Source organism: Providencia sp. AGC89, from assembly GCF_053543535.1.
Genome location: NZ_JBIXLP010000084.1, coordinates 1 through 24,943, shown reverse-complemented (window position 1 = coordinate 24,943; position 24,943 = coordinate 1). Strand labels below are relative to the sequence as shown.

Annotated in this window: 22 protein-coding genes; 7 read left to right on the top strand and 15 right to left on the bottom strand. The window is 38.6% G+C overall.

What is annotated here, in order from left to right; translation table 11 throughout:
- Window positions 1-62 precede the first annotated feature (62 nt).
- Both rimI and ACIPUA_RS17845 read right to left on the bottom strand, forming a co-directional pair.
- Window positions 63-515 carry a ribosomal protein S18-alanine N-acetyltransferase gene (gene rimI, locus ACIPUA_RS17850; RefSeq protein ID WP_042849070.1) on the bottom strand — a complete coding sequence of 151 codons (453 nt, stop codon included), beginning with the start codon at window positions 513-515 and terminating at the stop codon, window positions 63-65.
- A complete protein-coding gene (locus ACIPUA_RS17845; RefSeq protein WP_042849071.1) occupies window positions 484-894 on the bottom strand; it encodes a DNA polymerase III subunit psi in 411 nt (136 codons plus the stop codon). The genes rimI and ACIPUA_RS17845 overlap by 32 nt, the downstream gene beginning before the upstream one ends.
- Before the next feature lie 132 nt (window positions 895-1,026).
- Between ACIPUA_RS17845 and rsmC the strand changes: the two genes are divergently transcribed.
- The gene (rsmC, locus tag ACIPUA_RS17840) at window positions 1,027-2,040 is read left to right on the top strand and encodes a 16S rRNA (guanine(1207)-N(2))-methyltransferase RsmC (protein WP_129466887.1); all 1,014 of its coding nucleotides are present in this window, start codon (window positions 1,027-1,029) and stop codon (window positions 2,038-2,040) included.
- 337 nt (window positions 2,041-2,377) lie between these two features.
- Here the strand turns inward: rsmC and ACIPUA_RS17835 are convergent, their stop codons facing one another.
- The 6 genes from ACIPUA_RS17835 to ACIPUA_RS17810 all read right to left on the bottom strand — a co-directional run bounded on the left by ACIPUA_RS17835 (window position 2,378) and on the right by ACIPUA_RS17810 (window position 8,827).
- Window positions 2,378-2,632, bottom strand: coding sequence for a DUF1435 family protein (locus ACIPUA_RS17835; RefSeq protein WP_449059939.1), 255 nt, complete (start codon window positions 2,630-2,632; stop codon window positions 2,378-2,380).
- Between the two features lie 127 nt (window positions 2,633-2,759).
- Window positions 2,760-3,290 (bottom strand): GNAT family N-acetyltransferase, encoded by a 531-nt coding sequence (locus tag ACIPUA_RS17830; RefSeq protein ID WP_042849074.1) that lies wholly within the window; start codon window positions 3,288-3,290, stop codon window positions 2,760-2,762.
- Window positions 3,291-3,496: 206 nt separating this feature from the next.
- On the bottom strand, window positions 3,497-4,936 hold the full coding sequence (gene phoA / locus ACIPUA_RS17825) for an alkaline phosphatase (protein WP_042849075.1): 1,440 nt from the start codon (window positions 4,934-4,936) through the stop codon (window positions 3,497-3,499).
- Window positions 4,937-5,115: 179 nt separating this feature from the next.
- A complete protein-coding gene (locus ACIPUA_RS17820; RefSeq protein WP_232370515.1) occupies window positions 5,116-6,684 on the bottom strand; it encodes an alpha/beta hydrolase-fold protein in 1,569 nt (522 codons plus the stop codon).
- Window positions 6,685-6,735: 51 nt separating this feature from the next.
- Complete coding sequence (locus tag ACIPUA_RS17815; protein WP_449059938.1) at window positions 6,736-7,362, bottom strand: DUF3156 family protein; 627 nt, start codon at window positions 7,360-7,362, stop codon at window positions 6,736-6,738.
- Window positions 7,337-8,827 (bottom strand): APC family permease, encoded by a 1,491-nt coding sequence (locus tag ACIPUA_RS17810; protein WP_042849078.1) that lies wholly within the window; start codon window positions 8,825-8,827, stop codon window positions 7,337-7,339. The genes ACIPUA_RS17815 and ACIPUA_RS17810 overlap by 26 nt, the downstream gene beginning before the upstream one ends.
- A gap of 397 nt (window positions 8,828-9,224) precedes the next feature.
- On the opposite strand from ACIPUA_RS17810, the gene ACIPUA_RS17805 reads away from it, so the two are divergent.
- Window positions 9,225-9,893, top strand: a complete 669-nt coding sequence (locus ACIPUA_RS17805) for a helix-turn-helix transcriptional regulator (RefSeq protein WP_094301196.1) — start codon at window positions 9,225-9,227, stop codon at window positions 9,891-9,893.
- A gap of 2 nt (window positions 9,894-9,895) precedes the next feature.
- Here ACIPUA_RS17805 and ACIPUA_RS17800 read toward each other — a convergent pair whose 3' ends face one another.
- From ACIPUA_RS17800 to ACIPUA_RS17780, 5 genes are all read right to left on the bottom strand, one after another.
- A complete protein-coding gene (locus ACIPUA_RS17800; protein ID WP_042849080.1) occupies window positions 9,896-10,639 on the bottom strand; it encodes an SDR family oxidoreductase in 744 nt (247 codons plus the stop codon).
- 125 nt (window positions 10,640-10,764) lie between these two features.
- Window positions 10,765-12,258, bottom strand: coding sequence for an aldehyde dehydrogenase family protein (locus tag ACIPUA_RS17795; RefSeq protein WP_042849081.1), 1,494 nt, complete (start codon window positions 12,256-12,258; stop codon window positions 10,765-10,767).
- Window positions 12,259-12,286: 28 nt separating this feature from the next.
- Window positions 12,287-12,655: a cupin domain-containing protein gene (locus ACIPUA_RS17790; RefSeq protein WP_042849082.1), complete on the bottom strand. Its 369-nt coding sequence runs from the start codon at window positions 12,653-12,655 to the stop codon at window positions 12,287-12,289.
- A 49-nt stretch (window positions 12,656-12,704) separates the two neighbouring features.
- On the bottom strand, window positions 12,705-14,009 hold the full coding sequence (locus ACIPUA_RS17785) for an NAD(P)/FAD-dependent oxidoreductase (protein ID WP_042849083.1): 1,305 nt from the start codon (window positions 14,007-14,009) through the stop codon (window positions 12,705-12,707).
- 319 nt (window positions 14,010-14,328) lie between these two features.
- Window positions 14,329-15,075, bottom strand: a complete 747-nt coding sequence (locus ACIPUA_RS17780; protein ID WP_042849084.1) for a helix-turn-helix transcriptional regulator — start codon at window positions 15,073-15,075, stop codon at window positions 14,329-14,331.
- A 254-nt stretch (window positions 15,076-15,329) separates the two neighbouring features.
- On the opposite strand from ACIPUA_RS17780, the gene uriH reads away from it, so the two are divergent.
- Window positions 15,330-16,274 (top strand): uridine-preferring nucleoside hydrolase UriH, encoded by a 945-nt coding sequence (gene uriH / locus ACIPUA_RS17775; protein ID WP_042849085.1) that lies wholly within the window; start codon window positions 15,330-15,332, stop codon window positions 16,272-16,274.
- Between the two features lie 41 nt (window positions 16,275-16,315).
- Here the strand turns inward: uriH and ACIPUA_RS17770 are convergent, their stop codons facing one another.
- Window positions 16,316-17,302 (bottom strand): glycosyltransferase, encoded by a 987-nt coding sequence (locus tag ACIPUA_RS17770; protein ID WP_071547688.1) that lies wholly within the window; start codon window positions 17,300-17,302, stop codon window positions 16,316-16,318.
- 293 nt (window positions 17,303-17,595) lie between these two features.
- Here ACIPUA_RS17770 and ACIPUA_RS17765 point away from each other — a divergent pair, with 293 nt between their 5' ends.
- From ACIPUA_RS17765 to idi, 4 genes are all read left to right on the top strand, one after another.
- Window positions 17,596-18,507: a DUF808 domain-containing protein gene (locus ACIPUA_RS17765; RefSeq protein WP_449059937.1), complete on the top strand. Its 912-nt coding sequence runs from the start codon at window positions 17,596-17,598 to the stop codon at window positions 18,505-18,507.
- Window positions 18,508-18,891: 384 nt separating this feature from the next.
- The gene (gene narX / locus ACIPUA_RS17760; RefSeq protein ID WP_048608607.1) at window positions 18,892-20,652 is read left to right on the top strand and encodes a nitrate/nitrite two-component system sensor histidine kinase NarX; all 1,761 of its coding nucleotides are present in this window, start codon (window positions 18,892-18,894) and stop codon (window positions 20,650-20,652) included.
- A gap of 37 nt (window positions 20,653-20,689) precedes the next feature.
- Window positions 20,690-21,328 (top strand): two-component system response regulator NarL, encoded by a 639-nt coding sequence (gene narL / locus ACIPUA_RS17755; RefSeq protein WP_226619212.1) that lies wholly within the window; start codon window positions 20,690-20,692, stop codon window positions 21,326-21,328.
- Between the two features lie 167 nt (window positions 21,329-21,495).
- Window positions 21,496-22,017: an isopentenyl-diphosphate Delta-isomerase gene (gene idi / locus ACIPUA_RS17750; RefSeq protein WP_048608609.1), complete on the top strand. Its 522-nt coding sequence runs from the start codon at window positions 21,496-21,498 to the stop codon at window positions 22,015-22,017.
- A gap of 15 nt (window positions 22,018-22,032) precedes the next feature.
- On the opposite strand, the gene ACIPUA_RS17745 is transcribed toward idi, so the two are convergent.
- Entirely contained in the window at window positions 22,033-23,583 is a 1,551-nt protein-coding gene (locus tag ACIPUA_RS17745) for an aromatic amino acid lyase (RefSeq protein ID WP_449059936.1), read from the bottom strand.
- Window positions 23,584-24,943: the final 1,360 nt, after the last annotated feature.

The following is a 24,943-nucleotide window of genomic DNA, read 5'->3' as shown; positions in this document are numbered from 1 at the left end:
AAAACCCCAGCACGAGTCTCGTGCTGGGGTTTTTAATTCCACATTTAAAATGATAACCGTATTTATTCGTCATTCAATAATGTTAGAGCGAGGACAAGTGCATCCTCTCGGCCTTTTTTCGCCGGGTAATAATCTTTCCGTACTGTTACTTGATGAAAGCCAAGCTTATCATACAGATGTAATGCTGATGCATTCGATTCCCTAACCTCTAGCCACAAGGTTAAGATACCTTTTTTAACTAAATCGCTGATCAGTTGCTCGAGTAATAAACGACCATACCCCTGTCCTTGATAGTCAGGATGGACAGCAATATTGAATAAAGTGGCTTCATCCAACACACACTGAGTTATTGCATACCCAACAACTTGATTATTAATAGAAATCTTAATGTTATGATACTTTTCCCCTTGATTCCCATAAAAAACACGCTCAGTCCATGGGAAGTCATGACTTAACTTCTCAATTAAGAAAGCAGTTGCGAGATCAGATTGCTTTAGTGTTGATATTTTCATCATATTGATAAATTTGTTTCCATAGTGCCTGTTTAGCGCTGTGACTTGACATCAGCTCAGACAAAACAGGTGAAATAAACGTGATTTTTGAACCTTCGGGGTGGGTTTCGCCACCTAATACCCAACAAGGCGTTATTATTGGTGTTGGGAGTAAACCTAACTGCTCTGAATTAACACAAACAACATCATCAGAGACAATATTCATTGATAGAAAAATATCTTTTAGCAGTTGGCTATTTAAATCGAGGTTCTCATCAGTAATAATAATAAGCTTAGTCGACGCTGGGATCCTTACACCACGTTCACCACGTAACACAGCTGGATTTCTCACCATCCATTGAGTGATCCCCATTTGTTCTAAAAGCCTGTCACGTCGTGTCATTTATTTTTCCAGTCGCAATTGTACAACCACATCTTATCAAAGGGGATTAATAGCGCCAACAGAGCAATGCTATTTCTCCCATTTCTGGTAATGTGTTATCGGTTATCTATTATTTTAGGAGATTGACAGAATATGTCATTACTGACACCTGCCAGCGAAGTTATACAGCGCCATCTCGAACACTTTACAGATCGTCATGTCATTTTGGCCGGTGACATTCAGGATGAACTTGCAGCAACCTTAGAAGCAGCAAGCGTTCGTGTCATTACAAACCAGTATCACCACTGGCAACGTTTACAACCGTTAATGGGGGAAATGGCATTATACTCTGCGACAACCCCAGCTGAATTTATTCAGCCCTGTAATACACTCATCTATTTTTGGCAAAAAAACAAGCAAGAAGCTTGTTTTCAGCTTGATGATCTTTGTACCCACCTCACTACTGGTAGCCAAATATTTATCGTAGGGGAGAACCGTAGCGGGGTAAAAAGTGCCGAGTCTATAATGGAAGGCATCGCTAGCTTGCAAAAAATTGACTCTGCACGCCGCTGTGGTTTGTATTATGGCGAACTAGAGCAACCGACCCAGTTTGATATTTCTCGCTGGTGGCGTCATTATCAAATTGATAATGTTAGAATTAATGCATTACCAGGCGTATTTAGCCATATGGAACTCGATATCGGTAGTGATTTATTATTATCTACACTTACAGAGCCTATGAGCGGTGACCTATTAGACTTAGCTTGCGGTAATGGCGTATTGGCGGCCGTTATTGGTTCCCAAAACCCAGAAATAAAACTTACATTAAGTGATGTCAGTGCCTCTGCATTAGATTCCGCAGCTTCTACACTTGAAGCTAATCAGCTAACAGGCAAAGTGGTTGCAAGTGACGCTTATTCAGATATTCATGATAAGTTTGACTGGATTATTTCTAATCCACCTTTCCATGATGGGCTAAATACTAGCTACCGTGCAGTTGAAAATATGATTTACCAAGCACCTAAATTCCTGAAAAAGGGCGGGCGCTTGCGCATAGTCGCCAATGCTTTTTTACCTTACCCTGATTTACTGGATAAAGCATTCGGTAGCCATGAGGTGCTAGCTAAAACAGGGAAATTTAAAGTTTATCAAGCGATTAAGCGCTAACTGTATCAGTGAAATTAACACGCCGATAAATTCACCCAAACTAGAAGTGGCCAGTCATTATTGACTGGCTATTTTTTACCAAAAAACGGCGACCAAAAGCTACACCGAATTAGTGTAACCAGACAAACTTAGTGAGTTGCGAGGGTGACGGAATTGCTAGACGCGCTAGCTTCAGGTGTTAGTATTCTATAGACGTATGGGGGGCTAATCCCCCCTTTCACACCACTGATGCAGTCAGTGTTTTTCACTTCAAATTGACTTGAAAGCACTTTCTACCGTGCGCTCACTTTCCCTCTATTATTTTTCCTAATGCATTCACTCATTATTTAACCAAATACTACCTTTGTAATACAAATGCAGCCAGAAAACACACGAGTGAAACAACGGCTGGGATAATCAATAAACGCCGAGAACCACGGTTAAACAACATACCTGCAGTCGCGATCATCATAATGATCATGGTGATTTTGAGGTTATCTAACCCCATATTGCTGAGTACATAGGTAATGCTCAGCAATATCACGGCGAAAACACCCCATAAACCAGCCCCTATGCGCCGTAAGCCAGCTGTTTTTGATATGCTAGTTGGCATAATGACCTCAACAATCTCAAATGATAATGATTATCAATCATATCTGATTTTGTGTGAATTTCAATATTTATTGTTCAATTTGACGACAAAATCAATAGCCAACAAACATATTCATTAACAAAACACTCTAATCAAACCAATATACAAAGTGAATATCTTCCGGCTCTAAAGCAAATAATTCTGGGTCAGGTTTTTCAATCAAAGTACAGCCAAGATATTGGTAGAAATGTACTGTATTTTCTGATGGTGTCGCCGATATATACAGCCCTTTAGCGTTTTTTTGAATGGCTAGGTCAACACACTGCTGAAATAGCAGCCCAGCCAAACCTTCACCACGATGTGGGTGACTAACATGTAAAAAAGACAACTGCAGCAAATTTTTTTGCTCACCACGCCATGTATTGTCTAAACTCGCAGCTGCAATCAGTTTCCCTTGTTCAAACACCCCTATAAAAATGGCCCCTTGGTCATAACTTTCCAACAAATGTGGAGTGTAAGCTTCAGGTTCACCTTCAGGCCAACCTTTCATATCAAAGCGCTGCTTTGATAGCACCAATTTCCCATCTTGATGTAAATATAGGTGCTCAATTAATTCAGTGCGATCAATAGACCAAACCGCTGGAATTTCATCTCGCTGTAGTTTCCGTACTTCTCTCATAAATTGGTTCTCATCATGCTGCGCTTATAAATAAGCTCTCGTTTTGATTATTAAAAAATAATAAATCAAGATAACCAATAAATAAATAAGTTCAAATATTTCATAAAGCTATTAAGGAATGGTTGAATAAAGGGGAGAGGAAAGAAGGCCGTTAAAAAAATTCTCCGCAACATCCTGTCGCGGAGAATTTATATTACAGGGTTGGTTTATTGCTTCAATCCCATTGCATCACGCATGGTAAAGAACAAATCGGTTTGGTCAGTCAGACCCATTACGTTTGCCGCATGTGGGCCATAGGCAGCTACACGTAACTGAGCGCCAGTGTGCTCCTGTGAGTCATCTTCTTCAGAGTTCCCGTAGTTAACCACCATCACAGAGCCATCTTTAGTAATCAACGCTTGAGTTAGCCCTGTTGATTTAGTGCCTTCCGGTATGATTTGGCTCGAATGTGAGTGATCCGCAGTCACGATAACCAAAGTATCACCATGTTGTTTAGCAAAATCTAAACCAACTTGAACGGCTTCATCGAGAGCCACGGTCTCACCAATTTGGCCACACGGATTTGCTTTGTGATCTTGTTTATCGATGGATGCGCTCTCAACTTGCAAGAAGAAACCATTCGGGTTGACTTCTAATAAATCAATCGCTTTTTTAGTCATTTGCGCTAACGTTGGCGCATTTGGATCTAATTTAGAATTAGGTTTGCATTCAAGTGGTGCATTATTTATGTTGCCATAATGAACGGCTTTAGGCCCTTCCCACGCGACTGCCATATTGCCATCATGGAATAAACCTAAAACAGGTTTATCTTGATTCGCAACAGTGACGTTGTTCAACGCATTTGCATCACGCACAATGTTGTAACCACGTTCAATAGCCTGTTGTTCTAACGTTTTACCTTTATAGTCCCCAGCTTTTGCTTCTTGTTTGAAGCTCTTCGCACCACCGCCAAGGGTCACATCTGCGCGAGTGATCAATAACTGCTCTGAAATCGAGCCACGCCCGCCATTTTCTAAGGCATTAGCCGCACATTTTTCTGATGTTTCTTCAGGTCCATAACATTTACGTGCACTGACATGGGCGAACTGCGCGGCTGGAGTTGCATCCTGAATTTCAGAGGTTGTCACGTTGCCCGTAGCTTTTCCATTACGTTTCGCAATTTCAATTAACGTTTCGTGGTCATTACCAAATACATCGATCCCCAATGCACCATTATATGTTTTCACACCCGATGACCATGCAGTTGCGGAAGCCGCCGAGTCAGTCACATAATCAGGTTTCTGCGTTTTTTTATCTAATGCATAGTGAGTATATTGCCCTGTGATAGGTAAGGCATCGATGCCTTTAAAAAAGCCAGCTGCACCTTCTGCATAGTTACGTGCGACGGTAATTTCAGAATCCCCCATACCATCACCGATAAATAAAATCACATTTTTGGCTTGACCATTGTGAAGCGCCGCTTTCATGATGTCAGTTTGTTCAGTCGCTAAACGACGTGCTCCGCCAAATTTAGTGATATCGCCTTGGGCAGCACGGTTTTCTGAAACCGCATCATTTTTATCTGCGGCATAAGCAGGGATTGTACTTCCTAAAATCAATGTACTTACTGTGACAGCTAAAAAAGACTTCATAAAATTACCAGTCATAACAGTTTCCTTGCCGATCAATAATGAAAAATGAATAAGTATGTTTTAAATAATGATAGGCATGCTAAAGGAGCTAGATGACAGTTGAATGACGCTTTTATGGCGAAATGAATACGGTTGTCATAAAAATGAAAAAGCAGCTCATTACAAGCTGCTTTAAGCACTAATCCGGTTATTGCTTACCACTGTGATGAGAGTTTCTTTGTGCCCTCATACAGTGTTTCACACCAAGAAATGTAATCATGGCCGCTGGGTAATTCTATTGCATCAACTTGGTAGCCTTTATGCTTTAATACGTCAAACAAGTGATAATGATTTTGAATAATTCCGCCCCAACTGCCTCTTTGTTCAAATAAACCCGCCTCAAGGAAAAATCGAATGGGTTGCTTCGGCATGGTTTCAATTTCCCGGATCAGCCATTCAGGGTCTTCCCCCTTTGGTGACCACCAATAAGACCCTGACATGCTTAACACATTGCCGAATACCTCCGGATGCTGTAAGGCATTCCAAGTTGCCCCAAGCCCTCCATAACTAGACCCCGCAATAATAGTGTGTTTAGCGTCCGCTTGGATTCCCTTTTTTACCAGTAACGGCATTAACTCATCCGCCAGCAATTGAGGGAAGTCATGATTAGGAGGCAGCTCTTCCCCACGACGTTCCGAACTTATGCTATCGACAAACACGATATCCATAGCTGGCAAATCACCGTTATTCATCCATTTATCAAAAAACTTCACCATTTGATAATTTTGTTGATAAATCTGACCATCTAACAACACTAACAGCGCAGGGTGTTTCATCGGCATATTTGCGCGATATACCGTAATTTCTCGTTCATTATTCAAAACACGGCTAGAAAGTGTAAAAGTTTCCAAACTTCCTTGAACTTGCGAGTGCTTTATTAATGGGAAATTACATTGGCGTATTTGTGGCGCTAATGACAATAAGGAGAAGCGGTTGTATTTATCTTCAGCTAAAGATGGAATAACGTTGGGGTTATACGGGTCAGCTTGTGCTGTCACTAATATTGCCTTACGCTGTGCGAAACCACCTTCAGGAACCATTGGGATATCAGGGGCAATTTTATATTGTGACAATGTCTTATCAGGGATAATAAAAGAGCGGTACCAAATATCAGTTCCCGCCAAATGCGCCATTCTTTCATGATTCCCCGATGGCGCTCCTAAAATATACGCATTGGATTTCGCCCCCCGCCATAAAAAAGTTGCTCGCTTTTGCGAACCAGCGAGATCCTCAATCAGTGGAGTTCCTTCTATCGCAACAGCTTGCCAGAAAGCGGCTGAGTCCCCATCGCTATAATACTCATCCAATAGGCTTTGCAACTTAGGGCTTACAGGCTCTCCCTCTTTTTTGATATCTAACGGCTGATAAGGTTTGACATCAAATTGCAGACGCCAAGGCTTCCCCGGCTCACCTTTCAAAGAAAGATAATAAACCCCATTTGTAGGGACTAAATAATCCGCAGAATGAGGCTCTTGCGCCGAACCATATTCTTGTAGAGTACGTATGGGTTGTTGCTTAGCGTCTAGTAATGTGACCTTGGAAACCCCCTCTCCACGTTGCTTGATAAAATTTTGCTGTGATGCTTCAAAAAATAAACAGCTATCCCCCTTACTGTTATGCACCCCTTCGGCAGTAGAAAGCTCCGCTAAACGAATACAGTCTGAAGAGGTTGCGATAGCTGCTGAAGAAAACAAAATACACCCTAAAAGTGGCAAAGATTTCACATCTCATTCCAATGAATCAATTGATAATAATAATTATTACTATCAAAGAACTTATTCAAACTCAACGGATAATCCGTTTTTTTCCATCAGTTGGCTAATTAACTGTAATGCGCTCAATAAACGATGACGTTGCTTGCTCTCCAGCCTCAGATAACGTCGTGTTGCAGGAATACGACTGACCATCTCTGATGCAGTAAAAGGTTCAATCTCACAACGCCACTGACCATGATTAAGCTCTATTTGGCATCGGTTAAAATCCAACTCTTCTAATGTTTGCCGAATAATGGGATATTCATTCAACCAGCCAATAACCTTAGCCCCATCTATTTGTTTAGATACAAAATGGATATGTTTTTTCCTTACACTTCCTCGCGTTTTTACTTCAATTTTTGCATTAATATCCTGATGACAAATACCAGAAACGGCAAAACGGCTATATACAATAAAAGCAAGAAACAGCTTTCTTGGGCGCTCAGTGACTTCAATCGTTAATTCAGGTTGTAATTGAATAAGGAGCGTTCCCGGTGCCCGCCATTCACACGGATAAGGAAGCATATCTCGCTCAATACGATTAAGTGTTAGCCCAGTTTGATAGCCCACTGGTAAACGTTTTTTGGTTAATCTGCTGCCTAGCCGCTGCCATAGCGAATATTTAGGCGAGGTTGCGTAATGGCTCAAGTTGGCCTCCCTCAATTTCTTCATCTCGGAATGAGTTTGATAGGACTGACTCTACACTTAGCGGTTTGAATGGGTTAACTTTTTGCACAAAAACCGTCCAAATTAAGGCATAACCAGCAGTTAAACCTAACATTATTGCAAAAGGAATATATACATCAGACTTACTCATACCCGGTGGAGTGATATAAACAATGGCTAAAATAATGCCCACACTCGAAATAATCTGTGGCAGAGGGAAGAATGGTGAACGATAAGCGCGGTGTAAATCAGGGCGACGGATACGCAATAGCACCACGGAAATAGTTACCAATAAATAAGCAACTCCCCAAGAGCACACAGCGGCTAATACTAAAGGAATGATGCGGTCAAGATCGCCTTGGATAGCAAAGGCGTGTAAACAAGGGATCATCACAGCAACTAAAATACCAAATACTGGTGTTTTAAAGCGTGGGTGTAAGTAAGCAAAGATGCGAGGTAATGCACCATCAAGTGCCATCCCGTAAAGAATACGCGGTACTGCGGCCATTAAAGTATTGATTGTGGCTCCACCAGCAAGTAAAAGTGCCACACCAATCCAATATTTACCAAACTCACCCATCACTAATTCCGCAAATGCTGGAATAGCCATTGGTGTTTCCAATAAACGGGTTCCCGTTTGTGGGTCAACCACCACATTTTCCACTTGGTTCGCTAATGCGGCTCCAAATAGCACCATACACAGAGCGACACAGAACAACCCTGTTGTCATTGCCCGCGGAATAACTTTGGCTGAGTTTTTAATCTCAGGCGCCATTGGTGTCACTAACTCACACCCTACAAACATAAACATGGCCATTCCAATAAAACTCAGCACTAATGTTGGGTCTGTATTCAATGGCTGACCAAACCAACCATCCGTCTGTACATGAAATGGTAATAACAAGCCGCTTATGCTGAAGATCACTAATGTAGACCACATAGCAAACGTCAGCACAACTTCCACCTTACCAAAAGCTTCGATCCCAAAAGCGTTTAAAATACCAAAAGTAACAACAAGCCCAACACCAACCATCCACGAGGAATTACTGGTTTCTAAAACCGTATTTAAATGCTCAAAATTAACCAACGCCATAATTCCAGAAAGAATTGTTTCGGCCGTTCCAGCAAAGACATGCACTATTAAATAGGCAGAAAGCGCCCCAGTAATTGCCCAGAAGCGCCCCATTCCACAAGAAATATAATCATATACCGAACCTGATGTTGGTAGGATTGCAGCAGCTTCAGAAAATGTTGTTAGCTGAGCTTGCATCATAATAAAACTCAACAACACCGCTAAAGCAAAAGTATCACCGCCAATGCCGAATCCACTAATAACCGTTAAGATAACAGGACTAGCCATAATCAAACCGGCAGAACTTGCCAATGTTGTAGGAAAGCCAACTTTCCCATTCTCTAGATGTGACGACAATTTTGAGGATAAATTCATTTTTCTTCCCTCTCGCTCCATACACAGTCATGAATGTGAATTTTTTGTAAAAATATAGTGACTGAATTGCCACTATAAAAATAAGCACAAACGACTCGCTATCGTTCTAAAGGACGATACCCAGAGAGAGGGGGGAACCAAAAAACAGCGCAAAAAGTACCAACAACTGAATCAAAAAATAGATAATTAATTAGATATCAATGCATAACAAAAAAACGCTTTGTTAATATATTAATAATAAGTTCACTAAAGATACCCAAAAGCAATAGAGCATTATTGGATGGGTTTTAACGATTTTTAAATACTGCAAGCAACCTCACGTTATTAACATGTTTACTTTATGTTAATATCAATAAGGCGCATGATAATAATTCGATTGGCTACGGAAGGTAATATGATGAGCTCTTTATTGTTTAGCCCTCACCAACAAACATTGATTGATTGCTGCCTAAATACGATTGCTCATATTATTCCTATATCAGCATCCGTGTATTATCTGGTTAATGACCACTGGCAACCCGATAACTATATACTTTATGGGGTTCCCGCAAAAATGCACCAAGATTATCTTGCCTGTTTTTATCAGCTAGATCCTTTACACCCGAATAACTTTCGTAGCAGTGACTTACGCTTAGTGAGAATGGGGGCGGAGGCACGTCAGCAAAATCAGGCATTCTTCCATGACTTTATGCAACCAAATAATATGACGGATATGGCTGAAATCTTTATTCGGCGGAAAAATAAGATTATTGCTGGAATTTCAATCATGCGAGATAGCCCTTTTAGCCAACAAGAAATCATGCGGTTAAATGCAATTTTACCTGTTGCAGAGCTAATGACATTTGATGTGCTGCCTGATTCCTTAGTTTCTTATACTCCTAAAGAACAAGAAATTATCCACTTAGTACGAGAAGGTGCAAGCAACAAACGTATTGCATTATTATTAGGTGTATCTCTGTCTACGGTAAAAACGCATTTGCGGAATATTTTTACCAAAGCACAAGTCACCAACCGGACAGAACTTGTTTCATCAGGGTTCATTATTCGCCAAGAAAAGCATTTTTAGCCCTAACGGCCACCAGCCGCATCAATTATTGTCCCTGTGACATAGGATGAAGCATCACTCAGTAACCAAGTGATAATCTCCGCAATTTCCCTAGGCTCTCCACCTCTTTTCATCGGTAACTGTGCCGCAATGCGATCCACTCGACCTTCCTCACCACCATCCTTATGCATCTGTGTATAGATATAGCCAGGGCGTACTCCATTCACACGAATACCTAGCTCAGCCAGTTCTAATGACAACCCTTTCGTAATAGAGTCCACAGCACCTTTAGAAGCCGCATAATCAATATACTCCCCCGCAGCCCCTAACCGAGCCGCAGCTGAGGAAACATTAACAATGGCTTTATTTTGAAATTGATTAAAGAAACGGGCATGCTTAATGAATTCTCTGCAACAAATCAGTAGCCCAGTTACGTTAGTCGCCAGCACCTTATTAATACGTTCCGCTGACAACCCCTCAGTAGTCGATTGTTGAAATAAAACACCGGCATTATTGACTAAAAAATGAAGGTCACCGTACTGTTGCCTGATAGTGTCAAATAGCTTAACAACATCACTTTCATCACTAATATCACATTGAAATGCATCAGCCATACCACCTGAGGCTTGGATTTCCCTAACAAGATTTTCTGCGGACTGTTGGTCACTTTTATAATTGACCAACACATGCATACCTAGGCTTGCTAACTGGATGGCGGTAGCACGGCCAATCCCCCTGCTCCCCCCTGTAATCAACACTTTTTGCATTAGGTTATCTACCAGTAATGATAATTAACCTATCTTAACCATAACTTGCACTCTATGCGCAATAAAATACAAAAAACCCGGCTTAATCGCCGGGAAATATTGATTAATTTCATGTTAGCTAAATACTAATAACGCACCATGACAGATTTTAACTCGGTGTAATACTCGATAAAGGCACTACCAAACTCACGCCCAACCCCTGATGACTTAATTCCACCAAAAGGCACTGCTGGATCAAGGAAGGTATGCATATTCACCCAAACAGTCCCCGCTTCAATTTGTGAAATCATGCGCATCGCTTTACTTAGGTCATTAGTCCATAAGCTAGCCGCTAAACCAAATGGAGTACTATTCATTAACTCAATAAGTTCATCTTCATTGTCATAACTGAGGAATGTCCCTACAGGGCCAAATGTTTCTTCCTTCATCAACGCATCATCTGGGCTATTTGCACGAATAATGGTTGGCGGTACAAAATAACCTGTACCAGCAATAGGCTGGCCACCATAAATAATTTCATTACCCTCTTGGCGTGCTTTTTCAAATAAAGCGAGAATTTTTTCATAATGCGCTTTATTTGCGAGTGGCCCCATTTCTGTTGTTTCATCTAACGGCGCCCCCACTTTCATCACAGACAAGCGGGCTTTTAACTCAGTTAATACGGGTTCCATTAACTTAGATGGAATATAGAAACGCTCCGCGGCTGCACAAATTTGCCCCTGATTCAGATATCCAGCCTCAATGATGCCATTGACTATTTTTTCAACGGGTAAATCCGCTAAGAATGCAGCGCCATTTTTACCACCTAACTCAAGCGTAACACGGGTTAATTTTCCTTCCATTGCGGTACGCCCTACCGCTAGCCCCGTTGGTACAGAACCCGTAAATGTCACTTTGGAACATAGAGGATGATGGATCAGTGCAGGCCCAACTTCACGACCTCCACCATTAATGATGTTAATAACCCCGTCTGGGATACCTGCTTCTTTTGCTAGCTCAACTACCCTTAACATCGTTAAAGGGGTAAATTCACTCGGCTTTAACACAATGGTACAACCGCAAGTTAATGCAGCGGCTAATTTCCAAATAGAAATCATTATGGAAAAATTCCAAGGAATAATACCTGCTACTACCCCAACAGGCTCCCGCTGTGTAAATGCCGTGTATTTTTCACCATTAAATGAAGGCAATGAAACATTGAGAGTCTCACCACTGATTTTCGTTGCCCAACCAGCAAAATAACGTAAAAATTGTGCGGACGAACCCACTTCAAGAAAACGAGAAAGCTGAATTGTTTTCCCTGAACAAAGGGTTTCTAGCTGAGCCAGTTCTTCAAGATGTTTCTCAAACAAATCAGCAAGGCGGTTTAAGCAATTCCCTCTCTCCATCGGTGTTGTATTTGCCCAAGCCCCTTTGAATGCAGCGTGAGCAGCTTCCATTGCTGCATCAACGTCTGCTAATGTGCCTTCTTTCACTTTCGCAATGACTTGCTCAGTGGCTGGATTAACGACATTAAAAAAAGTATCGCCCATGCCAGAAACCGGCAACCCGTTGATAAAATGGCCATGTTGACGTTTCAGAAATTCACTGACCTCTGGTAATAGGGTTAACTCACTCATCGTTATCACTCCACTTAATAGGAATTAATTAGGCATTGACACAAGCTAGGTAATGTTTGACAAAACGCGGGGCATCAATTTCCCACAAAACTTCTGTCCCTTTCGCTGCAAACCATGTATCACCCTTATGATATTCAACCGTTACACCCGTTTTCACATCGGTTAACTTGACTGAACCTTCGTGAACGGTCGCCATTTCATCAAATGGGTATACCATTTTGAACTTACCTTTTGTACAAGCGAAAATTCCACATGTCAGATTATCAGTGGGTTCGCCATGTATCATCGCAACACTCGCTTGAGGATCGCCCTCGACAACTACAGACCCTAAGTTTGTAACACTACCTACATTCAGTAATTCCGGCAGTGGTTTATTCAATAATAATGGACTAATCATGATTTTTACCTTTAATCAATTTTAATAAAATAGATGGACTGATAACGAACTAGCGCCGCCCCTGCCAATAACCCGATGTTTGATGCATAATTTTGGCAAGTGAAACAATGACATTACGCATGCTATCTTTACCAATAATGTTGGCATGAGGAATAGAGCTCATTAAGTCATAACGATGCGAACCTTCCACCATCCCCTCAGCAAGAACTTTACAGACAATTTGGCTAGGCGTGACACCGAAACCGGAATACCCTTGAGCATAAAACACATTTTTATGCTGTGGTAATGTACCAATTTGGGGAAATAAATTTGCACTACAGGCCATTGGCCCCCCCCAAGCAAGTTCGATTTTGACATCTTTGAGGTAAGGAAAGACTTTTAACATTAAATTCCGGTTCCATGCTTTAAGATCAGATGGAATGTACTCAAGGAAATGCGTCGAACTGCCAAATAATAAACGGTTTTCATTCGTCACACGGTAGTAATCAATTACAGGGCGAATGTCACTATATGCGCCTCGGATTGGGCTGATCTGTTCAATTAGCTCGTCCGGCAATTCTTCCGTCATTAATTGATATGCGTAAGTATTAATCGTTTTAGGGTAAATTGTTGGTTCAAGACCGTTTAAGAACGAATCGCAAGCCCATAACATTTTTTGGGCTTTAACCGTGCCCATCGCCGTTCTTACCGTGATGGTATTTCCATACTCAACATTTAATACTTGGCTATTTTCAAAAATTTTAGCGCCATAAATTTCACTTATTGCTTTTGCTTCACCCAATAGCAAATTCAATGAATGAACATGCCCACCCCCCATGTGTTTGATACCACAGGTATAAGCATCAGAACCGATAATCTGTTTCAGTTCTGTACCACTATAGAATTCAATTTCCTCATCGGGATCAACGGATTTAAAATCCTTTAGCCAACCACGTAAGGTTTTTTCTTGGCGCTTGTTGCTACCTAAATAAGCGTAACCGCGGCAGAAATCAGCATCGATATCATATTTAGCGATACGCTCACGCATGATCCCAGCCCCCATGTTACTGAGCTTAAAGATCGTTTCTAACCCTTCAGGGCCAACATATTTTTTAATTGCATCAATATCATGGCCAATACCTGCCATAACTTGGCCGCCATTACGCCCAGAACCACCATAGCCTAGGTGACGCCCCTCCAAGATAGCAATATTGGTAATACCTTTTTCACACAACTCGAGTGCCGTGTGGACCCCTGAAAAGCCACCACCAATAATGACAACATCCACATCAAGATCTTCTTTTAATGTAGGAAAGCGTAAGTCATATTTCTTAGTTGCAGCATAATAAGTTAGTGATTCTACTTGGTTATTCATAACGGATACCCTGTTTAGTATCTTTCGATAACCTGATTATCTTAACCTTGCATTAACAATTACATAGCCCTTTAGGGACATTCGAAACATAAAGTTAACATTTGTGACGTGAGTAGAATATTTATATAAAAATAAAATTTAGTAAAGTTTATTTTTTTAAATAAAATTCAATTAATTAGATAATTATTGCCATATTAATAATATAACAATTTATGAGTTGAAATACTTAAAAGTATTCTAATAAATATTAGATAAAACTAACACCATGATAAATAAACTAAATAATTCTAATATTTTGAGGTAAGGAAATTCACCCTACCTATTGAATTGGCCTATTCATAAATAAGTTAAATAATTCAGCTTGCGAATTAATATCTAATTTCTGGTAAATATTCTTACGATGATTTTTGACTGTCCCTAAACTGATAAAAAGCGACTGTGCAATCTGTGGGGAGCCTTTACCAGCAAGGATCAGTTCAACAACCTCACACTCTCTTGGGGTTAACCCAAACCGCGTTTGCATATCCGCATTTCGGTAATGATGAGAAACTGCATGAGGAGAGACTTCTTTATGAAGCCTAGCCATACTACGAATAATATCGCAAGCATCTTTAAGTGGGGCTTGTGTATGCTTTCCTGAGAAGAAAGGTCTATCTTCGTTACCAAAAAAGATCCCTAGTTGCCTACCTGTTGAGATTTCTAACAATAAACCCGCTTCATCACACCAACCCGTTTTACGATAGAAATTAAGATAATAATCAGTGTGATAAAAACCTTTAGGTGCCAATTCTTTTAGCGTGAGTACCGTCGAAGCGCCCCCTTTCTGGATTTCTTGATAGAATGGGTCCATTAAATAAGCACCTCGCTGATAGATCCTATTAACACTATCACTATTGCGACGTTCGACTTTAGATAGAAATCGAGGAGGCGCACCTTTCTCAAAAGAATATACAATCGCATTATCAAATGTGATGAATGAAGATAACCATGATAATAAATTAGGGTAAAACTGGTTAGTTGCAACAGAATCAATTACATCTGGCAATTTATTGAGATAATTATCCATGCTCCCTCCTAGTTTATTAACTTATTAATAAAGTGTATTTATACTCCAAGCTAAAGGATATAAGAAACACATAATCTTTATAAACTCAACATGATTGTTATTAATATGTTAATTATGTCACTATGATATTAGTAACATTAATGAATAGTTTCATTACATTAGTATTCATTAAAATGAAGCTTAAATCACAAAATAATAAATAAATCCTTATATTATGTTAATCAAAAGTAAATAACATAATGAAAGGAGCAAAAATGCAGAAATACAAAATTATTTTAGATTGTGATCCTGGACATGATGATGCTATGGCTATCTTTTTGGCGTTAGGTAACCCAAATATAGATTTACTCGCTGTCACGACTGTCGTTGGAAACCAAACTCTAGACAAAGTGACTCACAACGCACGCGCAATTATGGAATTCGTTGGTGCAAATAATATCCCTATAGCTGCTGGCTGCCCTCGTCCCTTAGTAAGGACAATACAAACTGCCCCTGAAGTTCATGGAAGCACAGGGCTTGATGGGACACATCTTCCAGAGCCAACACAGCCAATTGACCAACGCCATGCTGTCGATTTGATCATCGATACAATCAAATCTCATCCCCCTAAAACAATTACTCTCGTTCCTATTGGTGGATTAACAAATATTGCTTTAGCCGTCAGAAAAGCACCTGAAATTGTAGAGTTAGTAAAAGAAGTCGTTCTGATGGGGGGAGGCTACCATACCGGTAATCGCTCTGCTGTAGCTGAATTTAATATCATCATAGACCCTGAAGCCGCCCATATTGTATTTAATGAAAAATGGCCGATTACCATGGTTGGATTAGACCTCACCCACCAGGCTAGGCCAAATGATCTAATTATGGAACAAATTGCTCGTTTGAATACACCAATTAGCCAATTTGTTGTGGAATCCCTAAATTACTACACAACAGGTTATCGCCAACGTAATGGTTATAGCGACCATGCACCTGTCCATGACCTTTGTGCCGTCGCTTATGTTATTAACCCATCGATAATGGAAACAGTTAAAGCGCCAATTGATATCGAGTTACAAGGTACTTTAACTACAGGGATGACTGTCACTGATTTTCGTATGCCGGCCAAAGCCGAATGCCATACACAAGTTGCCACAAAGCTCGATAACCCAAAACTATGGGAAATGTTTATAAATTCCCTTAAGCAATTAGGTAAATAAATAATGAAAAGGTAGCCTCTGTCAGCTACCTTTTCAAAAGATTATGATTTAAGGATTTCTTTTAATTTGGTATAGCGCCTAATTAAACGCCACTTAAGTTTTACTGTCGTCGCATGTTCCCATACTACTTGCCAGTAACCTTTATCAAAAAACTGCTGCACCATCTCTTTTTGTGTTTCAGGTGACTTAATTGCCAGTAAGGCTTGGATCACCCCTAAGCCTTCCTTACCAACCTGCCATAAGCAAGCTGGTGCTTGTTTGACTTGCTCAGGATAGCGCCGATAAATATCTAGCAACATATCAATGATTTTCAAATAAGTGTTTATCTTACGAACTGAGCGTTCATCACCCGTCAATGAGTGAGAAACTGATTGGTTATGGATCAAATAACGATAATACTGTTCATTAATAAATTGCACACGTTTTGCTACTAACAAAACTTCAGTCGTCCAAGGAATATCTTGATGATGCAACTTAGGCTCAAAGAAAAAATTATGTTGGCGTAACATCTCTAAACGGTATAAGTTCAACCAAGTCACATGTAAAAACTTACGTGAGCTTAACCCTTTTTCAAGCCATTCAGGACCAGATATCACCCCCGTAGAGGGTACTTTGTTTGGTGGGAAAATAGCCTTCGGTGCGTCACCATTGGTATAAACATATGTCCCATTACAGGTTGCAACGTCTAGGTCTCCAGATAATGCGATTTCTAATAGACGTCCATACATTTTAGGGTTAATTTCATCGTCTATATCAGGAAATGTAATATATTTCCCCGTTGCTTCAGCCATTCCAGTATTACGAGCAACCGAAACACCTTGATTTTCCTGAGATAATACTTTGAAACAAGCAAACTTATCTGCATAAGCATTGATAACGCTTTCACTATCATCCTTAGAGCCATCATTAACAACAATAAGCTCCCAGTTCTCTAATTTTTGCGCTATTAAACTTTCAAAAAACTGAGGTAGAAATTTTTCACCATTATAAACGGCAACAACAATGCTCAAAACTGGCTGAGAAGACATGTATTAACCTTATACCAATCTACTTAAAATTATTTATAACCCAAAGTGGTTAAGTCAGACCGAAAGACCAACTATAAATGTGTTACTTCACTAAAATTAATTAGTTAGAAACACAAAAAACGCATTGGTTCCATTGTCATAAAAATTTAATAATTCAATGCGCGGCATTTTTAACTGTAATGGTATTATTAAATTTTATAGATTATGGTTAATACCAAGTGAACTAATTATCGCTAAACCAACCTAATAAACATTAACTACACCTTAAAAAAGAAAATAATGAGGATATTATTTTGGCTGGAAGCAGTTTACTCACATTACTTGATGATATTGCCGCAGTGTTAGACGATGTTTCCGTCATGACTAAAATGGCAGCTAAAAAAACATCTGGCGTTTTGGGTGATGACCTCGCTTTAAATGCTCAGCAAGTCACAGGAGTACGGGCTGATAGAGAACTTCCTGTTGTTTGGTCAGTTGCTAAAGGCTCGTTTATTAATAAATTGATACTTGTCCCTTTAGCACTACTAATTAGTGCCTTTTTACCTTGGGCTATTACACCATTACTTATGCTTGGTGGGGCTTACCTATGTTTTGAAGGTGCAGAGAAAATTGCACATAAGTTATTGCACCCCGAAACAAAAACAGCCGCTACTATGCAAAAACAATTATCTCCTGAAATGCTAAGCGAGTTTGAAAGTAAAAAAATCAAAGGTGCTATCCGTACTGACTTTGTACTATCTGCTGAAATCATTGCAATAACATTAGGGATTGTTTCTTCAACGACCTTTATGAATCAAGTTATTGTGCTTTCTATTATTGCGATTGTAATGACAATAGGTGTTTATGGGCTAGTCGCAGGTATTGTTAAATTAGATGACTTAGGGTTTTACTTGCAGAAGAAAGCATCTACAGCATTAAAAAAATGTGGCAATGCTTTAATTTATATCACACCATATCTAATGAAAACCTTATCTATTGTAGGCACAGCCGCAATGTTCATGGTTGGTGGTGGTATTTTGACACATGGTATTAGTTACATTTCAGAATGGATCGATGAAATTGCTTTTACCGCAATTTTGCCCCCTATTATTGGCAGTACAATGCAGTTTGTCTTACCTACCATTATTAATTTATTTTTTGGTTTAATCGTAGGTTTACTTCTAGTTGCAATAATCAATTTATTCAAAAAACTTAAAAAAAGTTAACCTCAAAAATAAGATAGCACAGACGGTTGAGTGCTATCTTTCTCTCCATTGTTTACCATTTTTATTTGTTCGCTATAAATTTAATTGCATATCGAGTTACAAACATAAGCAAACTGATCTAAATCAAAAGAAATTCATCTTTAATTTACGTTATAATACGTAGATGTGTATTTTAGAATATAACAAAAAAATAGATTAACCATTAAATATCAATTAGTTGAAATCATCAGTATATATATTAAAGCTTAATTTTTTGCTTTAGCGCTCACACCACCGAAAAAATATACCACCAAAGTAGTATATTTAATATTATGCTCTTTATGAACAATACTAGGTGTTCAAGCTTTTTAATTTACTATGAGCTTTATTTTTGAGGAAGGAAAAATGCCGACTCTGTATCGTCGCTTTTCAATTATTAACCAAGTAATCGGCCTGATGCTACTTATTGCGATCTTGGGGATTATTGGAATGACGATTTCAAATCGTATGATTATTAGCGTCCAAGGCAATGCCCATGCAATAAATAAATCAGGCTCCTTAAGAATGCAAAGCTACAGGTTACTTTCCTTAGTACCATTAAATACTCAAAATCAACGTTATCTAGGCATATTAGAAAATGATTTAGTAAGCCCAGAACTAACACAAGTAGTAAAAGTCGAAAATTTAACCCCCCAATTTAATGAACTTCATAATTATTGGCTACATACACTGAAACCAGCGCTAATGGCTGCTGAGTCACCAAATGATGCAAGATACGAAGTAATATCATTCGTTAATAAGCTTGATGAACTAGTCCATAATATTGATGAAAAAACAGAAAGAAAAATTGCTTATGTCGCAATGACCCAGCTCGTTTTTATTAGCTTAGTTTTTTTGTTATTAATGGGAACAATGTGGCACCTAAGACGGAAAATTTATTACCCATGGGTAAAATTATTGTCAATGGTGACTGCTATTGGCCAAAAAGATTTTAGTCAGCGCTACCCTAAAAATCACCAACAAGATGAGTTAAACGCTTTGGGTGAAACACTTAACCAAATGTCCGATGAGTTGGCTCAAAGTTACCATCAATTAGAGGAAAGGGTTGCAGAAAAAACAGCGGACCTGATGACAAAAAATCGCGTTTTATCTTATTTATATCAATCAAACCAAATCTTACATTCTTCGGAGCCTCTGTATTCACGCTTACAAAAAGTGCTGATTGAGCTCAAAAATATTACCCTATTAAAAAATCTCAGCTTACGGTTATACGAAGAAAGTAATGATGCCTATTTTCATGAAATATGTTGTGATTCAATAGGGCTATCTGAATTAGATAATCATGTTACAAAACAACCCTCCCCGATAATAAAAAAAGCAATAACTATGCAGTGGGATTTGTCTGACAACATGCACCGATATGGTGTCATCATCGGTGAAATTGAAGATACAGAAGTCCTTTCAGATGAACAAAGCAATCTAGTTTCTGTATTGGCCAAGCAAATTTCAGGCATGTTAGCAATGGAGCATCAAATAGAGCAACAACAACAGCTATTGATAATGGATGAGCGCTCAGCCATTGCTCGTGAGCTTCATGACTCTATAGCTCAATCATTATCCTGCTTAAAAATGCAAATTAGCTATTTGCAATTGCAACCTGAACCATTACCAGAAAGGCCTCAACAGTTGTTAACTGAAATGCGCAGTGAGATTAATACCGCGTATAGTCAGTTAAGAGAGTTATTAACCACCTTTAGGCTTAAATTAACTGAGCCTGGGCTCTTACCCTCTCTAGAGAGTACAATCAGCGAATTCAGTGAACGAATGGGCTATTCAATAGGATTAAATTATAACCTACCAGCGAAAAGTATTTCGCCACACCAATCAATCCATATTATACAAATAATCCGAGAAGCCCTTAGTAATATCCTAAAACATGCAAATGCTAAGCGGGCTGAAGTATCATTAAGTCAACATGCGGGTATCGCTAGCATTACTATTACTGATGATGGCACTGGAATCTCATCTAATGCTGATAAACTTAACCATTATGGGCTAATTATTATGAGGGAAAGGGCACTGAGTCTTAAGGGTGAGTGTTCTATTATTTCTAGAGAGCAAGGGGGGACTCAAGTTAAAGTGACTTTCCCTTTACCTGACGCTTAAAACACCGGAAAAATCATCTATGGAGAATACAAATATAATGAATGAAAAATCAACCATCCTACTTATTGATGATCATCCGATGCTAAGAAATGGGGTCAAACAACTGATTAGTTTAGAACCTTCATTACAAGTCATCGGAGAGGCAGGAGATGGGAAAACAGGTATCCAAATCGCAGCAGAACAAGACCCTGATTTAATTCTTCTCGATCTGAATATGCCGGGTATGAATGGCTTTGAAACTCTAGATGAGCTAAGAAAAAGGGAACTTTCTGGAAGAATTATCCTTTTTACCGTCTCTAACTATAGTGATGACCTAGTCAACGCGTTAAAAAGAGGGGCTGATGGTTATCTACTTAAAGATATGGAACCAGAAGAGCTTATTGTGGCTCTTAAAGAGGCTGCCAGTGGAAAATTAGTTGTCAGCCCAACGCTAGCTTCAGTACTTGCTGAATCATTAAGGGATAATACAACACAAGATGAAAACCATATTGCATCCTTAACACCAAGAGAAGCGGACATCTTAGAACTCATTTCACAAGGGTTGTCCAATAAAATGATAGCTCGCAAACTAGATATTGCAGAAAGTACAGTAAAAGTTCACGTTAAACATTTGCTTAAAAAATTAAACTTAAAATCTAGGGTTGAAGCTGCTGTTTGGGTATTACAACAAAAATAATCCTCACGACAACCCTATCGCAGCTATATAAATAATAAAATAGCTGCGAGTTAAAAAAAATAAGACTAAGAATTAAACTAAAATAAGAGATAAATAGCTCTAATTTGCAAACTTTTATTTTTAGTTATAATAAACTATACGTATAGTTTTTAATGGAAATAATAAAAATGGAAGATCAGTTAATTTTAGTTAATGAAAATGATGAACCAATAGGTGTAATGCCTAAATTACTCGCACATCAACTCGGTCGCTTACATCGCGCCTTCTCTATTTTCATTTTTAATGACCAAAATGAATTGCTTATCCAGCAAAGAGCGCTTCATAAGTATCACTCTGCTGGCCAATGGGCTAATTCATGCTGTAGTCATCCAAAACCACATGAAGATACCCTACAAGCCGCACAACGACGACTTAATGAAGAATTAGGGTTCATCACGCCTTTAACTCATGTTGGTTCATTCACTTACCATGCTGAAGTGAGTGGAGGATTAATAGAACATGAATATGACCACCTATATGTTGGCCACTATAATAAAGTAATCTATCCCAATATTGAAGAAGTCGCATCCATCCGTTGGGTTAGTATTTCTAAACTTATTTATGAAGTTAATCAACAACCGGAGAGTTTTACTCCTTGGTTTAAAAAAATACTGACTAAATACCCGTCATTAAATTTCAATTTAGCTTAATTAACTGCCCGATGATTATATTTCATAATTTAAGATATAATCATGTATCAATGTTAATTCTTTTGAAAGTGATTTATCTTCACCATTTAAATCAATACATTCACTTATCATATGATAAATACTGTCTGTTTTTGAAGATAATAAATAAGAGGGATCTTTCTCTTTTCTTAAATTAATTGCTTGTACCACACATAAAAACACAATCGAAACTAATTCATATCCATACATTAATTGATTTTTTAATTTTTCAGCAACAAATTGTGCATTCGTCGCAGTATCCTCAACACCACCTGCGACAGAGAAGTAATCTAATGAAGCTGGCATTGCTAGATATTTAATTCTCATTGCTAAAGTAACTGCGGGCTTTTCAATGGCACCAAGTGCATGAAATGCAGTTCTATTACCTAAAAACCGAGTTAGCTGTGTAAAATAAGGGTCATTAAGTTTTACTATCTGCTGTACACTTGCTAGTGCATTATGAGCAATCGCTAAACTTAATTTTTCGATAGATAAAACCCAAGGTAGTGTTTCAAAATTTCCACTTGGAAGCACTGCCTGACGACAATCATTTTCAGCCAAATTATTATTTACATGTTTAGTGAGCACGCATGGATTATCATTTGATCCATTTACTTGAATGAGGAGCTGTTCTTTAGCTTGTTCATAGCTTAAACGCAACTCTGCTAGCCGATATATCCCACAACGATAGCTTAGAGGGTCTTGTAAATGACGTTCATCGTCGTAACATTCCAACGAAGAACCAACTAATAGGCTTCTAAGTTTTTCTCCCATTGCAATAACTTCAGGGTATGCACAAGCATCCAAAACCTGCTGATTTAAAGGTGAGAGATTACCATTTAAGGCTTGAAGATTTAAACAATACAATAACTCACTTATATTTATGTAATGTGCTGTTTTTAATAACGCAGCTGCTGCTATAGCAACAGAATAAGCGTTTGAACATAATAAAGAGAGTGAATCTTTTGCCCAAGGTTCTATGGGAGTAATGCCCGCAAGTTGAAGTGCCTTTGAAGAAGACATTGTTTTACCTTGGTAAATTACCTCTCCCTCACCTAATAATGTAAGCCCTATATGACTCAATATAGTGATATCCCCCTCACCAATAGAACCCATGCTTGGGATAAAAGGAATGATATCTCTGTTAAGTAATTCGACATAGCTATTAATTATTCTAGGTTGAATTCCACTATAACCATTAAGTAACATGTTAATGTGAATTCCCATGATCCCTCTAATTAAACAGCTATCTATTGGCTTACCTATACCCACAGAATGTGCGCGTATTAGTTTTTTATTAAATATCGTTGATTTTTCAATTAGCTCTTCAGTAAACCTACCATTTAATTTTATATATTCCGTATCTTTATTTAAGCCAACACCTACTGTTAGACCATATATCCTTGCTCCTTTCTCGGCCTCTAATATTAATAGGTTATGGCTTTCTTCTAATTTTTCCACTACCATATAATCCACAGCAATATCTTCACCATTCATAATTGATTCTATATCATGAAGTTTTAAGTTTTTTCCATTCAGCAAAACCATATACCCTCTCTAAAAAATAAAAAATAAAAAATAAACAATTTACAACTGTCTTTTTAGTTATTTATAGTAAAAACTAAAACTCATCATTTTTAAACTTTAACTATCAAACATTATTAATTAGGGAGGAATAATAATTATAATGGTATAGTTTTATTATGTTTAATAGCAAATTTCATTAAATATAGAGGACAATAAGTAATGCCAGACCATTCGTTTTAAATCAATCAATTTTATATTTTAATACATCGTAAAATATGATTTATTGGCATCTATATAATTGAATGATAAGGGATACAATAAAAACTAGCGCAATAATAATTTAATAATAAAAGTTAATTTCTAAGTTGGTTATTATTTAGCTAAGCTTAAAAATTATCATAATTACAGTGATTAATTATTAAGCTAATTTTTGATTAGCTTACCGCTTTCTATTTTTTCTGTTTTCAATCATGAGAAGTAACGGGCTAAGTAAACAAAATGAGCACCTATTAGCCACTATCAATTTCGCCTAAGATACAAAAAAATTAATTACTGAGCTGACTACTAATTAGCCCATCATTTCGAACCATATCTGCCATTTATCTGTATTTTCTATATAGATGTCATTTTGCCAAAGCCAGTAATAAGGGCTTATGCATGACTATAACCAATACGATGATAAGAAACCGAATAAAAAGCACGAGCACAATAAGCAAGGTGATCACACAAGTTAGTTGCTAAGTGAATTATTGACTAGCAACAACAAGATGTAGCATAAATACTGAGGGTGATTTTAGATGAGAAAAGGAACTACGATAAGGGTTAAGATGATAAAAAATGAAGTAGACGTACTCGTAAGTTACTGAGTGGATTATTGGTCCTCGATGACAATAAGTGCCATAAATACAAAGCACATTCACTAAGCTGATGATTAATCACGAGAAGTCACACGAGCCACGTCAACAAAGAGAACACCCACTCGTGTCATCATCCCTTTCACCGAAGTGACTTAATTGCTGAAAACGAGATGGGCAGGAAAAGAATATCTCTGCACTAATGAGGGGTTAACCTAGTCCTCTGCTAATCAGACTGTTAATTTAGAAGCTAGACATTAGCAGTTAGCAGTTAGAAGTTAGAAGTTAGAAGTTAGAAGTTAGCCTACAGGATAATAAAATATGCAGTGGTCTCAATGCCTCATTCCCCTAGGCAGAGCCCTCACAATCAGAGTCGCCCTGAGACTGAACACCTCACTCTTCGCTCCACACTGCCACGCCTCATCACCTACCCCCCAAACGCAAAAAAGCCACCCAATGGGTGGCTTTCTCACTAATTTAATGTCTGGCAGTTCCCTACTCTCACATGGGGAGACCCCACACTACCA

Excerpts from the sequence above, each read along its gene's own strand:
- ACIPUA_RS17795 (WP_042849081.1), bottom strand. The coding sequence starts at position 12,258 with ATGAGTGAGTTAACCCTATTACCAGAGGTCAGTGAATTTCTGAAACGT.
- idi (WP_048608609.1), top strand. The coding sequence starts at position 21,496 with ATGGAAGATCAGTTAATTTTAGTTAATGAAAATGATGAACCAATAGGT.
- narL (WP_226619212.1), top strand. The coding sequence starts at position 20,690 with ATGAATGAAAAATCAACCATCCTACTTATTGATGATCATCCGATGCTA.
- ACIPUA_RS17835 (WP_449059939.1), bottom strand. The coding sequence starts at position 2,632 with ATGCCAACTAGCATATCAAAAACAGCTGGCTTACGGCGCATAGGGGCT.
- ACIPUA_RS17830 (WP_042849074.1), bottom strand. The coding sequence starts at position 3,290 with ATGAGAGAAGTACGGAAACTACAGCGAGATGAAATTCCAGCGGTTTGG.
- ACIPUA_RS17785 (WP_042849083.1), bottom strand. The coding sequence starts at position 14,009 with ATGAATAACCAAGTAGAATCACTAACTTATTATGCTGCAACTAAGAAA.
- ACIPUA_RS17805 (WP_094301196.1), top strand. The coding sequence starts at position 9,225 with ATGAGCTCTTTATTGTTTAGCCCTCACCAACAAACATTGATTGATTGC.
- narX (WP_048608607.1), top strand. The coding sequence starts at position 18,892 with ATGCCGACTCTGTATCGTCGCTTTTCAATTATTAACCAAGTAATCGGC.
- ACIPUA_RS17810 (WP_042849078.1), bottom strand. The coding sequence starts at position 8,827 with ATGAATTTATCCTCAAAATTGTCGTCACATCTAGAGAATGGGAAAGTT.
- rsmC (WP_129466887.1), top strand. The coding sequence starts at position 1,027 with ATGTCATTACTGACACCTGCCAGCGAAGTTATACAGCGCCATCTCGAA.
- ACIPUA_RS17800 (WP_042849080.1), bottom strand. The coding sequence starts at position 10,639 with ATGCAAAAAGTGTTGATTACAGGGGGGAGCAGGGGGATTGGCCGTGCT.
- ACIPUA_RS17770 (WP_071547688.1), bottom strand. The coding sequence starts at position 17,302 with ATGTCTTCTCAGCCAGTTTTGAGCATTGTTGTTGCCGTTTATAATGGT.
- ACIPUA_RS17745 (WP_449059936.1), bottom strand. The coding sequence starts at position 23,583 with ATGGTTTTGCTGAATGGAAAAAACTTAAAACTTCATGATATAGAATCA.
- ACIPUA_RS17790 (WP_042849082.1), bottom strand. The coding sequence starts at position 12,655 with ATGATTAGTCCATTATTATTGAATAAACCACTGCCGGAATTACTGAAT.
- ACIPUA_RS17780 (WP_042849084.1), bottom strand. The coding sequence starts at position 15,075 with ATGGATAATTATCTCAATAAATTGCCAGATGTAATTGATTCTGTTGCA.
- rimI (WP_042849070.1), bottom strand. The coding sequence starts at position 515 with ATGATGAAAATATCAACACTAAAGCAATCTGATCTCGCAACTGCTTTC.
- uriH (WP_042849085.1), top strand. The coding sequence starts at position 15,330 with ATGCAGAAATACAAAATTATTTTAGATTGTGATCCTGGACATGATGAT.
- ACIPUA_RS17845 (WP_042849071.1), bottom strand. The coding sequence starts at position 894 with ATGACACGACGTGACAGGCTTTTAGAACAAATGGGGATCACTCAATGG.
- phoA (WP_042849075.1), bottom strand. The coding sequence starts at position 4,936 with ATGACTGGTAATTTTATGAAGTCTTTTTTAGCTGTCACAGTAAGTACA.